At 45.5% G+C, this 14,916-nt stretch carries 13 protein-coding genes; 2 read left to right on the plus strand and 11 right to left on the minus strand.

The annotated features are described in order from the left end of the window. Positions 1-151 precede the first annotated feature (151 nt). A complete protein-coding gene (locus tag J2X75_RS14985) occupies positions 152-964 on the plus strand; it encodes a putative RNA methyltransferase (protein ID WP_397383730.1) in 813 nt (270 codons plus the stop codon). An 89-nt stretch (positions 965-1,053) separates the two neighbouring features. Here the strand turns inward: J2X75_RS14985 and msrA are convergent, their stop codons facing one another. The 6 genes from msrA to J2X75_RS15015 form a co-directional block, all read right to left on the minus strand. Beyond that, positions 1,054-1,569: a peptide-methionine (S)-S-oxide reductase MsrA gene (gene msrA, locus J2X75_RS14990; protein WP_310337514.1), complete on the minus strand. Its 516-nt coding sequence runs from the start codon at positions 1,567-1,569 to the stop codon at positions 1,054-1,056. 375 nt (positions 1,570-1,944) lie between these two features. Next, positions 1,945-2,202: a GlsB/YeaQ/YmgE family stress response membrane protein gene (locus J2X75_RS14995; protein WP_017686880.1), complete on the minus strand. Its 258-nt coding sequence runs from the start codon at positions 2,200-2,202 to the stop codon at positions 1,945-1,947. 308 nt (positions 2,203-2,510) lie between these two features. Beyond that, entirely contained in the window at positions 2,511-3,815 is a 1,305-nt protein-coding gene (locus tag J2X75_RS15000; RefSeq protein ID WP_310337518.1) for an ATP-binding protein, read from the minus strand. Beyond that, positions 3,815-5,278: an RtcB family protein gene (locus J2X75_RS15005; RefSeq protein WP_310337520.1), complete on the minus strand. Its 1,464-nt coding sequence runs from the start codon at positions 5,276-5,278 to the stop codon at positions 3,815-3,817. Before J2X75_RS15005 ends, J2X75_RS15000 begins: the two co-directional genes overlap by 1 nt. 502 nt (positions 5,279-5,780) lie before the next feature. Then, on the minus strand, positions 5,781-6,602 hold the full coding sequence (locus J2X75_RS15010; RefSeq protein WP_083657153.1) for a TerC family protein: 822 nt from the start codon (positions 6,600-6,602) through the stop codon (positions 5,781-5,783). Positions 6,603-6,876: 274 nt separating this feature from the next. Then, complete coding sequence (locus J2X75_RS15015; protein WP_036617062.1) at positions 6,877-7,188, minus strand: DUF3817 domain-containing protein; 312 nt, start codon at positions 7,186-7,188, stop codon at positions 6,877-6,879. A gap of 215 nt (positions 7,189-7,403) precedes the next feature. Between J2X75_RS15015 and J2X75_RS15020 the strand changes: the two genes are divergently transcribed. Further along, the gene (locus tag J2X75_RS15020; protein WP_310337523.1) at positions 7,404-8,507 is read left to right on the plus strand and encodes a glycosyltransferase family 4 protein; all 1,104 of its coding nucleotides are present in this window, start codon (positions 7,404-7,406) and stop codon (positions 8,505-8,507) included. A gap of 21 nt (positions 8,508-8,528) precedes the next feature. Here the strand turns inward: J2X75_RS15020 and J2X75_RS15025 are convergent, their stop codons facing one another. The 5 genes from J2X75_RS15025 to pulA all read right to left on the minus strand — a co-directional run bounded on the left by J2X75_RS15025 (position 8,529) and on the right by pulA (position 14,653). Then, a complete protein-coding gene (locus J2X75_RS15025) occupies positions 8,529-8,891 on the minus strand; it encodes an HIRAN domain-containing protein (protein WP_310337526.1) in 363 nt (120 codons plus the stop codon). Between the two features lie 42 nt (positions 8,892-8,933). After that, a complete protein-coding gene (locus J2X75_RS15030; protein ID WP_310337527.1) occupies positions 8,934-9,905 on the minus strand; it encodes a helix-turn-helix transcriptional regulator in 972 nt (323 codons plus the stop codon). A gap of 272 nt (positions 9,906-10,177) precedes the next feature. Then, complete coding sequence (locus J2X75_RS15035; protein ID WP_124115661.1) at positions 10,178-10,699, minus strand: hypothetical protein; 522 nt, start codon at positions 10,697-10,699, stop codon at positions 10,178-10,180. A gap of 167 nt (positions 10,700-10,866) precedes the next feature. Next, positions 10,867-11,496: a 50S ribosomal protein L25 gene (locus J2X75_RS15040; RefSeq protein WP_310337529.1), complete on the minus strand. Its 630-nt coding sequence runs from the start codon at positions 11,494-11,496 to the stop codon at positions 10,867-10,869. A 280-nt stretch (positions 11,497-11,776) separates the two neighbouring features. Further along, complete coding sequence (pulA, locus tag J2X75_RS15045) at positions 11,777-14,653, minus strand: type I pullulanase (protein WP_310337531.1); 2,877 nt, start codon at positions 14,651-14,653, stop codon at positions 11,777-11,779. Between the last annotated feature and the right edge of the window lie 263 nt (positions 14,654-14,916).

A 14,916-nucleotide genomic window follows, 5' to 3' on the forward strand; every position in this document is an offset into this window, starting at 1 on the left:
ATAGCCATAAACCTCTTTTTTTGAATTTCGTGCAGAGGTTTATTTGTTATGCCCTTTTCTTCAGTTATCCAAATCTGAATGAATGGGGTGTTATTCCATGTCAGTCCATCGCAGAGAACGTAGCGCTGCGCTTATTAATCCATACATCCATATGTTGAACTGTCCCATCTGTCATAGCCCTATGGCAACCATTAACTCAGGGAGCATTCAATGTGTGTCCAGGCATAGCTTTGATTTTGCAAGACAAGGCTATATCAATTTCATGACACGTTTTTTCAAGGGCAACTATGACAAACGTTTATTTACTGCCAAAAGGAATATCTTATCGGAAACCGGTATTTATGCTCCTTTGACCGAAGTACTACGCAGGTGGATCTCACGTTATTCGGTTGACATCAGCTATCCCGTGCATATTCTGGATGCAGGCACAGGAGAGGGAACATTTCTGCAGCAGATTACGCAGAATACTCCAGCCGTTGGCTGGGGCATCGACATTGCCAAAGAAGGCATTGCCATGGCTTCCTCTGCCTACAACCAGCAAATTTGGTTTGTCGGCGATCTGGCATGCAGTCCGTTTGCAGAAGGTCAGCTGGACATCATCCTGAATATATTTTCTCCTTCCAACTATGAAGAGTTTGGACGAATTCTGAAGGATGGGGGATGGATCATCAAAGTCATCCCCCGTGAACGATATTTAATTGAACTAAGAGAAATGCTGTTCCTGAATCGACCTGATCGAGCAGACGCCCGGGAACTTACGCTGGACCGATTCCGCAAACATCATCATCTCATCGCCAGCATTCCGCTGACCTACACGCTCCCCGTCACCGCAAACATGCTGGATTCACTCGTTCATATGACACCACTTTCCTGGCATCGGTCGGGATCATCCCTGGTGAGCATTCAAACTTCCTTGTCGAAGATTACCATTGACGTAGAAATATTGGTGGGAACAATCAGATAACCGTTATGGCTGATTTCAGCCTCCATACAGCCAAAAAGCCGGGCGAGTTCCAACTGGAACTCGCCCGGCTTTTCATGTGATCTGATGCATTATTTCCAATTCTCGTCTATAAATTCGTCCCGTCCGGATAACGCACGGTCTTCCTTATAATGTTTCTCGTTTTTCTTGTGGTAATCCTGATGATAGTCTTCAGCCGGATAGAACACGACGGCATCCCGAATTTCCGTAACAATCGGTTGAGTGAATCGTCCGCTGGCTGCCAGTTCCTGTTTGGACTGTTCAGCAAGCTCACGTTGACGTTCATTATGCACAAAGATTGCCGTACGGTACTGTGTCCCCCGATCCTGGAACTGACCTCCGTCATCCGTGGGATCAATCTGCGGCCAGTATAGCTCCAGCAGTCGTTCATAAGGGAATACATCTGGATCAAATGTAATCTCAACCACTTCGACATGACCGGTCTCCCCGGTTTTGACCTGCTCATATGTTGGATTCTCGACGTGACCGCCGGCATAACCCGATATAATGCCATGAATGCCCGGTTGTTCTTCAAACGGTGTAACCATACACCAGAAACATCCGCCGGCGAATGTAGCTTTTTCCATTCCGTTCATCCCCTCTTATCTAAACTACCTTCTACACTTACCACTCCGATGACAGAACAACCTTCTGATCGCTGTTATCCCCAGATTTTTTATATTTGGCTTTACAAGGAGAAAATCTGGTGATAAAGGCGAGTGTATGCTTTCGAAGCAGCTTTCTTGCAGAAAGCTTTTAGCTCCGCTTCTTCAGGTTATTTCTGTCCTCTACGTTCTCGTGTAAATGTTTAGTCCAATTTATATAGATAGCTATTACGCATATCTTTATATATTTTAAAACAACAAGAGGTTGATTGAAAGCCATGGTTATGGCTCTCAATCAACCTCTTCATTGGTAATACATTTAGCTGACAACTAATTCAAGAAATTATCTTGATTAAGTTACCCGCGACTACGTCCCATCGAACGGAAGATCAAGCTTACGATGGCTACAAGAACGATCGCACCAATCAATGCAGGTACAATGTAGAATCCGCCCATCTCAGGACCCATATCGCCCAAGATTACTCCACCTAACCATCCACCGATGAAACCAGCAATGATGTTACCAATAACACCACCTGGAATGTCACGACCAACGATCAAACCTGCCAACCAACCAATGATACCACCGATAATTAATGACCATAACCAACCCATATCATTCACCTCTAATTAAAGTTTTTGTTGTTGTCTGTCTACTATTAACCGCTACAGAAGCATTTAAACAATTGGCATAAATTTTTTTTGCATATTACCTTTTGTCCCATGCATCTTCCTCTGCAAAACAAGCCTTAGTCAGGTATGAAACAGATCGCGTTACTTTCCGGCATCTCACCAGCTCAGGGCTGCGTTATGTACCTCCCGAAAGTCATTGTATGTTAGAGCAGACAAGGTTAGTATCACCAATTGAGGTAGGATTATTTATAAAATTGCATCATATTATAGGATGGATGGGTTAGATCTGATCAATAAAAGCCTGCACGGCCCTTACCTGGCTGTGCCAGCCAAGTATGTTTGTGGCTCTTATCCAGCTCGCCACGTATCGACTGAATGACTTTCACAATGTCTGTCTGTCCATTCTGATGCCATTCCAGCGCAGCGCTCACATACAACTCACCTAGCTGTGCAAGAGAAAACGTGTCGGTCAAACGAGCTGCTTCTATCGTGCCTTCTTCACCCGCGAATACGGTGAAGCCTCGTTGGCGCAAGTATTGCAAGCGGAGCGCTTCATCTGGCAACGGAATTTCGTAAGCCCGGTCAAACCGTCCAGCACGGTTCATGAGGCCAGGGTCTATTTTCTCAGGATAATTCGTTGTCCCAATCAGGAAAATGCCTTCTTTGGACGTAGCTCCATCCAGTGTATTCAGAAAAAAGGAACGGACTTCATCCGGCATCGAATCGATGTCCTCAATGATCAGTACCATCGGTGCCAACCGCTTGGCAGCCTCGAACACTTCACGCACCGATTCACTGTTGGTATACTCCGTAATCTGCCAATACGCAGCCGGTCCCGGAATACTTCCCGCAATGGATTTTACCAACGTGGTCTTACCATTCCCCGGATGCCCATACAATAAAATGCCCCGTTTGTACGGGATATCATAATCTCTGTAAAAAGAACGATCCGCTTCAAAAAACTGATCCAGTGAGCGGAAAATATCCTGCTTGATCTGTGCCGAGAGAACAACATCCTCTCGTCCCACGGAGCGAGTGATCGATTCCACATGGCGATCGCTGCCATTCCGGGCATCGGTGTAGACCGTCACTTTTTTCATATTTTGCTGACGTTCCCGTTCCCGGACACTTCCCAGAAATTGCTTCATCTCCTCATCACCGACGGCAAAGACAAAGTCTTCGCTATAGATCCCGTTCTCTCGGAAAAACGGAACCCGCACAAGTGCTACGCCCCATTTCGGATAAGCAAATACGTTATTGCGAATGGAGTAATGCACACCATAAGTGGGTATATCTCCATCATCGTCGTAGTGCAACGTCTGAAGCTCCAAATCCTCGAATATACGGGCTACCAATTCCACTTCGTCACTGCCATTTTGCAGGTCTTCCCGGAGTAACTCCCAATATTCATTGTTCGGGTCAGAACTGGCATACAGCTTGTACTCAACTCCATAGCGCTTATGGAGCGCCTCACTGATTCCACGAATCAGCCTTGAATAGATGGCGTACCCTTCCACTCGAATTCGGGTATCATGTTGTTCGTCATAGGTATAGATCGCCTGGGTTGGATCTGTTTGTTTTTCGTTTATTGTCATTATTTCGCTCCCTTTACCGCTACAAGCGGTTTGCATTTGGCTACAACTTGAGCCAGGCCTGCGCCGGTAACACTGTCTATAATTTCATCTACATTTTTATAAGCCTGAGGTGATTCATCAATAATGGATTCAAGTGAGCGTTGGTTTACCACGATCTCATCTTCTGTACCCACACCCAGTGCCGTAGCAAAATCTTCCACGCTAATCAATCGTTTTGTTGCCGTCCGTGAACGGATGCGACCCGCACCGTGACATATTGAATAATAATTATCAGCACCCTGCGGCTGACCGACCATGATATATGAAGCAGTTCCCATGGAACCGGGAATAAGCGCCGGATGCCCTGTTGTCAGATAAGGCTTTGGATTGTCCGGGTGACCTGTCGGCAACGCACGTGTCGCCCCTTTGCGATGTACAAAAACGGAACCTTGGTCTGCATGGGATTCCTCCCAGGCATAGTTGTGCATCAGATCGTATAACGTACGGAATTCACATTTGGAGCCAAACACATCCCGGAATGCTTCGCGAATAGCATACGCAATCAGGTGCCGATTGACAACAGCGTAATTCAATGCAGAATACATCATGTTCACATAATGACGACCTTCCGCATGCTCCAGTGGAGCAAATACCAGTCTGGGATCGGATGTACCCAGGTTAAGCCGCTGCATGACTTTGGCAATCGCTGACGAGCTCGTCTGACTTACATAACCACCCCATGCACGAGAGCCGGAATGAATCATGACCACGATCTGTCCATCATACAATCCCCAAGCTTCAGCGATTTCACGATTCTCTTCAGCGATCTCAATCGCCTGGATCTCGGCAAAATGATTCCCCCCACCCAGTGTCCCGAGCTGACGATGCGAACGATGCCATGTCATATCAGGAACGTGGTTTAACACGTCCTCATCGTAACTGAACTTACTGCTTTCCACATGTGTCAACGCGGTTGATTTTTTCGGTGTATAGCTGTCCGGAACATACTTTTTGGGTAAACCATGCAGTCCTTTACGAACAATATGCTCCAGTCTTATATCCGAGTAATGACCTCGCTGGTTCGCCTCCATCGGCAATACTTTCTCAATGGCCTTGACGAGTTTGCGGCGAAGCTTGATGTCTTTCAATTCGTCCTTGTGCAAGTTTGTCATATGCACTCGCATGCCACAGCCGATGTCACTGCCCACGATGGAGGGAGAAACGTATCCGCTCTGCGCATCCCACACGGCAGTTGTTCCAATGCATGTACCTACACCGATGTGTACGTCTGGCGTGTAACTCATATAAGAGATTCCCGGAATCTGCAGATTATTGTTTGCCATCTCGAATACCTTGTAATCGAGCGAGGAGAAAAGCTGTTGCGCCGCATATACGGTTAGGTCGCCTGCAGGCAATTTTACTTCATGCCGGTAGCCACCTGCGATTTCATTTGGATTAGTAAATAAATTAAATTCTGTATTCATAAAAGTGTATTATTCCTTCCTGTACGTTCAGCAAATTCGGTTTGCTGATTCAGCTGTAAAATAAATATAAAAAAAGCCATAGGCTAATCGCCCATGACTTCTACTGAATGACAATAACGGAGAACAGAGCAGCATAAACATGCTGTGTGTCTGTCATCCATCGCTATAATATAAGCGAAGAACGCATATCGATTATAAAAACCGCTAAACGATATGCCTATCCCCTATGTCGACCGTATGAGGCCAATGAAACGATGAGCCGGATATGCTATTGTGTCTACGTTGCGCCCTGTTTGAATCAAATCATAACCAAGCATCATGTCTCTCGGCCTCCCTTCGTTAATGTTAGTCTTATATTAAGGGGACTAGAATTCATGTGTCAACCCTTTTCTTGGAAATTGGACCCTGTTGCATATTGCATATGTAAACAAAAACAGGAGATTGTCCTAGGACAATCTCCTGTTTTCCAAATAATAATGATGTTGTTAGCGTAACATGATTATTACAGTCCTGCTTGTTTTTCCAACTCTTCAACCGGATTTTCGTCTTCTTTTTCAGGAACTTTGGAAGACAGGAACCAACCACATACCGCAATGGTGATCAGTACAATATAGAATCCGAATTTCCAAATTTTATTTTCGGGGAAATGCTCATCCAGAACACCCAATGAAGGGTGCGCGAGTGTAATAACTGCTAGCTTAACCCCTACCCAACCTACGATGACAAAGGCCGCAACTTCAAGTCCTGGACGGGAATGAAGCAATTTCACAAAGTATGAGGCTGCAAAACGCATGATCACAAGCCCGATGAATCCACCGAGGAAGATAACGATAAACTGTCCACCGTCGAGTCCGCCGATTGCAGGCAATCCACTTGGTGGCAACGCCACGGCCAAAGCAACAGCAGCCAGAATGGAATCAACTGCAAATGCGATATCCGCTACTTCGACCTTGAAAACGGTCATCCAGAAACCGGATTGTTTTTTCGGTTTCTTAGGCGTTGAATCAGCTGCTTCATCTGTCTTATTGCGACTACCCAGTATCTTTTTAACGATGTGGTTAATCGAAATGTACAGGAGATACAAGGCACCGATCGCTTGCACCTGCCATACATCGACGAGGAAAGAGATCAGGAACAACGAACCTAAACGGAAAACAAATGCACCCATCAAACCATAGAACAACGCTTTTTTGCGCTTATCTTCAGGCAAGTGTTTAACCATGATTGCGAGTACCAATGCATTATCTGCTGCGAGTAATCCTTCAAGGACCACTAAGACAGCAAGCACCCACCCATATTCTAATAATAATGAAACATCCAACATTGACTCCTCCTTAATATTCTTATGATGTACAAAAAAAAGGACCTTTACCATCACTGGTAAGGTCCTTTTATATCCACAAAAAGAGACCTTTACCGAGCATGAAAACTTGGTAAAGGTCTCGCTAACAACAAAATTGCTGCCAATAAAGCCGGGGATATGATCCCGAATTGACGACTTTACTGTAAAAGCTACTCCCCTTTAACAGGAATATGTAGTTTTAGTTGGAACGGGTTGTTTAACCTGTACTCATCATATTTCATAACGTTAAATAAAGTCAAGCTTTATTTAGTTGACGATACAGCTTACGGAATACGACAACATCGTAGATCATATTCCCCAGTGGAATGAAAGAAACAAAGAACAGAGCAATTGGACGGCGCAGACGCCATTTCTGTGAGGTGTACATAGTCACCATAAATAACAAATACATTAAAAACAAAAAACCGTACAGATTCCCAAACCATGTGACAGCCTGTGGCATAACCCCGGCATCTCTCAACGGAAAAGCAACAAACAGTAGCAACACGTACGAAATGCCCTGCAACCACAACATCAGCCGGAAGCGCCCCAGCGTAGAATGTAACATTATTTTCCTCCTGCTTTTATACATGTAACGAATTCAATTGTTCCCGTACAGTATATCACAAAAGCTGAATATCTCGCTTAATGCCATGCAGCAGATTTTTTCCTGCATACTTAATGGGTGGTTCATCTACCATTTCGCAGGAGCCAAATGCATTAACTTCTCATAAGATATATGACGAAGATTGTTACAGATGTCGGACAAGGAGGAGCCTGATCATGAAAATAGCTATGGTTGCACCCGAGAAATTGCCTTTGCCCGGTAATGGTTCCGTGGAAATCTGTATCCTGGGCATCGCTCGTGAACTAGCCCATCGCCATCAGGTGACCATTATAAGTCGTCAAATGCAAGGTCTCGCCGCCACAGAACAGATCGACGGGATCACCATTCAACGTGTCCCTGCGTCGAGTCCTGTCATGTACACCAAAGCAGTCATACGTTTGTTATCCAAACAACCCTACGATGTAATTCAAGTGGATAACAGGCCACGAAGTATGGCTACCATCAAACGAGCTTTTCCACACACTCCCGTTGTACTCTATCTTCACTCGTTAACATTTGCTCAGCCCGGACCTTCCAAACTCACATTAATGAAAAAAGCTGATTGGATTGCCGTCAATAGCAAATCCCTCAGACAAAGGTTAGGCCGCAGATTTCAGTTGGTAAAACACCGGATGAGTGTTATTCCATTGGGTGCAGATCTAAGCCGATTCAGACCTGTTGAATCCAGCGAAGAACAGATTCATCTGCGTACACAATTTGGAGTAACTAAACCATTCTCTATTCTGTATGTCGGCAGGCTGATCCCTGGAAAAGGTGTAGACGTATTAATTCGTGCTACTGCCCTCCTGCAGCAACAGATGCCTGTTCAACTGGTTGTTGCAGGCAAAGGACCTCCGTATTACATGCGTAAACTTCGCGAACTTGCCCAAAAACAAAAAGTCCATGTTTCCTTCCGTGGTCAGATAAACCATGAGCATATCGATCAGTTGTATCGGGCAGTCGATTGTCTGGTCTGTCCGTCTCAAGAACATGAAGCTTTTGGCCTGGTTAATGTTGAGGCGATGGCTTCAGGATTACCCGTCATTGCATCGGATAACGGAGGTATTCGTGAGATTATTGAATCAGGTATCAATGGATACCTTGTCACTGCTTATAAGCGTCCCCAACGTTTCACCTCTTACCTGTACAAACTTGCAAGCAATCCCACTTTTGCCGAGATGTTAGGGAAGGCTGGCCGAGACAGCGCAAGGGCACATTTCAGTTGGGCAAGAACAGCCATGCATCTGGAAGCCACTTATACCAGGCTCATCCGTAAATGAGCCTTTCTTCTGTTACGATGATCAAGCTTTTTCACGAAATTGCCATCCCTTAATCAAAGAATCCATCTGCGGAACAGGAATGTGACTCATCTCAATTAACTCCATAATAACCATATCTCTCATCATGAATCGTACTTTGGCACACGTGAGTTGATGAAATACATCGTAGAATGCTTTCCCGGTCCAACATCCATGAGGTACGACAAGTGGATCATTAACGATATAACCTACGGCTCCAATCGGGGGAATAACAACCTTAATCGCTTGATGGTCCAACCGATTATCTGGATCTTTGACGAGATACACGGTATCCCCCACTTGTAAAACCTGTACTCCATGGTAGTGGTCCATCCCATACATAGCTGCGAATAATTTGGTGCTCATATTACCTGCTCCTTTTCCTGTATTTCTCCATGATTAAATTTTTTACAATGATACATCCGTTTCATAATGTTCCAACCACTCGACAAGTTGCCTGCGTATCTCTCTACGAAACTCACGAGGTTCAAGTACTTCTGCCTCGGGCCCAAATTGATACAACCATTTCAAAAATTCTCTGCTGCTGTTCAGTGTCACTTCAAATAACAATCCCCCATCCGACATATTTGTCATTCGCGGGCGAACAAACATTTCTTCTTCTTTTATGTAGGGGGCCACTTTCTCAGAGAATCTTACCTTGAAATGGATATTTTCGTCACCACGGTCAATAGACCATGTGTTCTTCATGTACTGCGTTATGTTGAAATCACCCTTGTCAAAACCGGCATTTGTTCGTGTCACATCCAAAAAACGGCTGATCCGAAACAATCGAACTTTTTGCAGCAAATGGCAGTATCCGATCAAATAAAAACGTTGGTCACGTGGAATGAGATAATAGGGATCGATATCCCGGACTGTGATCTCATTTCTTGTCAGCGTATGATATTGAGTACGAATGGTTTGCTGGCTTAGAATAGCCTCGATGATGGGAATCAGCAGATTCGGGTCTTTTCCTTCCTCACGATAAGCTGGCGTGCCCATCCGAATAATTCCTGCAATATTCTCTACAATGTCACTGTTTCTTGATTTTAATTTGGTATGAGCCGACATAACCTTGTCAAACGCTGAATCGAACTCAGCAGGTAACTTGGAGGTATCAACTACGGACGGAAGCATGGAGAAGACCATTGCTTCCTGTTCAGTAAAATCTAATGGATACATCGCAAACTCACCAATAAATCGGTAACCCTTGCCGTATCCTTCATTCATAATCGGGGCGACCCTATCCAAAATCCGGAGATCACGATAAATCGTGCGTACAGTCGTACCGCATTTCAGCGCCAACTCCTTGGCCGAAATTCCAGGATTTGCTTGTATAGCCTGAAGTATACGCAGCAGACGAATTAATTTCTCTGTCATGTAGTTTCTCCCCTTCGATATTTTATCGGCAAGGAAAACTAGTTCCTTTAGTACAGAACTAAATCTTTAGTCCCAATATTATTTTTCGCAATTTCACCATTTTTGTATAGTCCAATTGCACTCTTACCCCCTTTTAATATACATTCTCTTACTTGCTTGCGTAAAACATTAACCCAAAAGACCTTAAACCTAAGCCTGAAAGCCTATACAATTTTCTAAAAATAATACAAAAAAGCCCTGATCTCTACAAAGAGACAAGGCTTTTCTCGGAATTACTGGTTATGCAACTGTAATAATTGATTCATCACATTTGCCATATGCTCACAGAGTTCAGCAATGTCCCCCATCTGGTCTTCATTCACACTGCGGTCAAAATAAACGTGAGCCGTGACGTTATACATGATTGGCTGTTCATCAAAGATATATCGGATGTTCTGGCACATCCTCTGCTCAGGCCAGCTCTTCTGTAATATCGGACGAATAACCGAGCACTGCTTCTCAGGTTCCTTCACAACCATACTAAACCGTAGTTCCAAGCGGCAACCTGGATTCGCACCAGGCGTCTCCAGGATCTCCGCTGCAAGCTCCTCAAGGGAACTGCTTAATACAACTTCCCCTGTTACTTCCGGGCGATCCCTGAGACAGAATTGTAATGTGAACTCTCTGGACATCACCGCCATCTCCAGCCGATCTTTACGTCCCGTAATCTGAATACGTTCGTCAAGGTTATCCATATCATAAAGATAATTCTCAAACCCGACTTTCAGATTGTCATACACCGTTGGATCAAACATTGAATTAAACCCACTTTCTTACCCTTTAACATGTATTGTAGTACATTCTCATTTTTCATGCGAACGATGTGCCTATTGAACTCTCTTGCTCGGAAAATAAAAAAAGCCCAGTCACGAGGACTGGGCTTTGGTTAAGCATGAGATCTGGCAAGATCCCTGAGCTTCGCTTATTCTTCTGAAGCTTTTTCTTCAGCTGCCGGTTCAGCTTCCTCAGCAGAAGCTGTTGGTTCTTCCTCAGCCGCTTGTGGCGGCATGACGGACGCGATGATGGACTCAGGTGATGTTACGAGCGTCAAACCTTTATCCAGTTTGATATCCGCAGCAGTCAAGCGATCGCCAATGTCCAACCCGCTGACATCCACCTCAATGGACGTTGGCAGATCCGCAGGCAATCCTTCTACTTCCAGCTGTGTCTCCTGTGTCTGGAATACACCGCCAGCTTTCGAGCCGGCCGCTGTTCCCTGGAAGTCGATCGATACACTTACGCTGATCGGCTTGTTCTTGGAAATTTGCAGGAAGTCCACATGCAGCAAACGTCCGTTACGCTCTTGCTGATCCTTGATCAGCACCGGAACCGTTTTACCGCCCTCCACATTCAGGTTGAACATTTCGGAGCGGCCTGTGCGTGCCACTTTCAGCATTTCTTTTTCATCTACATGTATTGAAGCACCTTCAAGTCCCGGGCCGTAAACAACTGCGGGAACTCGTCCGCCTTGTCTTAACAGGCGCAGTGCTGCACCTTTCTTTTCCGTTCTTGGCGTTGCTGTAAGTTGAGCCATTTTTCCGTTGGATTTCATGATTGAACATCCTCCTTCAAGGGATCACTACATTATATTTGTTGGAAAGCGCTGAGGCTTATCTCATAGACCATGATGGTCTTTTTTCCTTTGGCCGAATCGTGGGCCATATCTATATTTACCCCAATGATAGAGGATCTCAAACACGAAACAGGACAATTAATTATTTTTTGGCAAGTTATGCAGCTTATAATCAGACCAAAAAAGCAGTCGGAATCTCTTCCAACTGCTGGTTTAACAAGGTTTTGACGAACTACATTCGACGTTATAAATAAAGAAACTATGCGCTATTACGATCCTCTGTTTTTTCACTTTCACGAATGATCTGCATCTCGTCTGATCCGCTACGGACAATAATGTGTACATCCCCATCTTCAGGTACAATGTCCACGTAACGGTCTCCGCACGTATCTTTAGCTTCCCATTCGTTCAATCGAATGATCAATCCCAGGTGATGCAGACCCGGAGCAACGCGGAAGCGGGCTTCGGCGGCATTTCCGACTTGTTCCAGCCGTACTGCTCCGTCCTCCATACCTGTGCCCCATACCCAGACATCCCAACCTTCATAATGCTGGTCTTCCCGTTCGTAACGAAGCGTGACAGTTCGCGAAACCTGTTTATGAATCGTTACGCCAAGCGTTGCCCGGATTCCTCCAGCTTCAGCAATAATCCGGGTTACTCCAGGTGTCATCGCACGTACGATCCCTGCTGCACTCACCGCTGCAATTTCTGGATGAGAAGAGCTCCAGCGTATATTTGAATCCTGAAGCGGCTGACCAAATTGATCCAAAACCAAAGCACGGAAGCGACTGATTCGAGTCATGTACATGACAGGTTCGCCCACAATTTCGATTCGTTCAGCATGACGATAGTCCACTTGTAACATACAGCTTGCCGTTATGTCCCCACAGTGGACTGTGATCGAAGCTTCCCCTCGTTCCAGTGCATGGATTGTACCATCAGGCTGGATCTGAATAATATCCGGATCAGAAGAAGTCCAGGTAACTGGAGCTTTTTCTACCACATTGCCAATGCTGTCCCGTACGATCGCTCGCAGTTGAGTGGTCTCCTTCGGACTATATACCTGACGAGGAAAACTAATCTCCACTGTTGATGGTTCAGCGCCTCCAGCATGCTCTGTGTCATACAGTACCATTAAAGACCATCGTTCTACCTGAACAGTACCACGAACAGTCTCGATCACGTCTGTGCCTGCCTGATGATCATTAACTACAACATGCCAGTCCCCTTCCCTCAGGTCGACATGCTGCTCATGTTCCGTTCCGTTATAGATGACCATAATCTGATTCCAGGTGTCCTGATTCGCACCATCCTGAAGTATAAAGGCAACTACATTGCCATCCGCACGAATAACACGAAGGTGATTTCGTACCTGTTCAGCATCAATCATACGAAAAGCGGGATGTGTTCGCCGCAAATGAATAAGACCACGATAGTAGTCGAACACCGGTCTAAAGCGTGATTTGTTGGCCCATGTGATGGCGTTCACCGCATCCCCGCTCCGATAACTGTTATGATCACCGGCTTTGGATCTGAGCATCTCATCCCCTGAATGCAGAAACGGAATTCCCTGAGAAGTAAGCAGAATGCCGGAAGACAGTAAAGAGCGACGAACCATCTCATGATTCAAAACATCATCTGCATCCACATACCGATATGGATCTGCTGCTTTTACCGCCGACTCAGCACTTCCGCCTCCCACCGGCTGTCCGTCCTTCCATACGGGAAATCCTAATTCATGTCTAAGGTTCATTGTTGTCGCAATTTTATCCCACAGATTGAGATTGTCATGGGCAGTTACATAATTGACAACTTCCACAGGTGAAGATGTGAAATCATCCAATGCTCCTGCTAATCCCCTAATAAGCTCGTATTCCTGCCCTCCGGCACCCGTGACAAACCCTCTGCCACTGCCATCACTATCGCCCTTGATTGCACTGCGAAAATGATCATTAAATACAGCAAATCCCTGACCACGCTGGGTTCCTTTTAATGTTTTGCGTTCCAAAGGTGAGTCTCCACCCATCCAGGGTTCTCCATAGATCAGAAACGCCGGATCGATCTGCTCCCGCAATTCACGTGTCAATTCATTCATCGTTTCCGTATCAATCAGGGCCATAAGGTCAAATCGAAATCCGTCCACATGATATTCTTCTGCCCAATATCGGAGAGAATCCAGAATATATTTTCGCACCATTGGACGTTCGGTTGCCAATTCATTGCCTACACCAGAACCATTACTGAGGGTGCCATCCTCCCGATAACGGTAATAATAGCCTGGTACAACTCGTTCAAAAGGCCCCTCTTCCACGCTATACGTGTGATTATAGACAACATCGAGTACAACGCGAATGCCTTGTCTATGCAGCGATTGAACGAGTGATTTGAGCTCCCGAATTCGAACTGCAGGATCACGAGGATCTGTCGCATACGAACCTTCGGGAACGTTATAATGCTGGGGATCATACCCCCAGTTGTATGGTGCTCTGACATTTGAACCCACATCTGCTGTAGCGAGTTCATTCACCGTCTGATAATCCGCCACAGGCAGAAGATGTACATGAGTGACTCCCAGTTCGGCAAGATGGTCTACGCCAATACTATTGCCTGCTCTATCCGTCAGACCGGATGCCGTGAATGCCAGATATTTTCCCTTATACGGAATGTCTGCATGTGGATCCGAGGAGAAATCACGAACATGCAACTCATATAACACGGCATCGACAGGACGCAGAAAAGCAGGTTTGACATCCAGGTCCCAATCAACCGGATTGGTGGTCTCAGGATCTATAATAGCCGTTCGTTGCCCATTAGCCGTTACCGCTCTGGCATAAGGATCAACAACCACTTCAATCCGCTGATTATCATGGATAATTCGGTACATATAATAATGTCCTGCCCAATCGCCGCTGAGCTTCAGACTCCATATTCCGTCCGCATCGCGCGTCAGAGTATGTTCCTGCCCATTTTCATGATCTTGTACTTTACCATCCTCGTTGTAGTGCCCTTCATCGTCAAAAACCAATATATAAACCCGTTGTGCCGTAGGTGCCCACAATTTAAAAGTACTTGCTGCACGAGTATATGTTAAGCCAAGATCGTTGCCTTCGTAACGAAAAGAAGTCCATTCCGGCATCGTTCCCACCGCCTTTATATCCATTGATTTCGTGTTGTCCCGATGTTACGGAGCGGGACGTGTTTTGTCAACCCGGGGTTGTCTGTACTCATCATATCGGTCCAATTTGCGTATTCAATTAGCAATCGCTTTCAAAATATAGGATATGAAAACAAGCGCCATAGATTGACAGCATTTGTACCTGTCCTGACAAAAAAAGTTTGGAATATACAAGAATATAATGCAGGATGTCATTTGGTTTCCAAACAAAGCTATACTTAACT

Source organism: Paenibacillus sp. 2003 (assembly GCF_031455635.1).
In the GTDB taxonomy this organism is placed as follows: domain Bacteria; phylum Bacillota; class Bacilli; order Paenibacillales; family Paenibacillaceae; genus Paenibacillus; species Paenibacillus amylolyticus_B.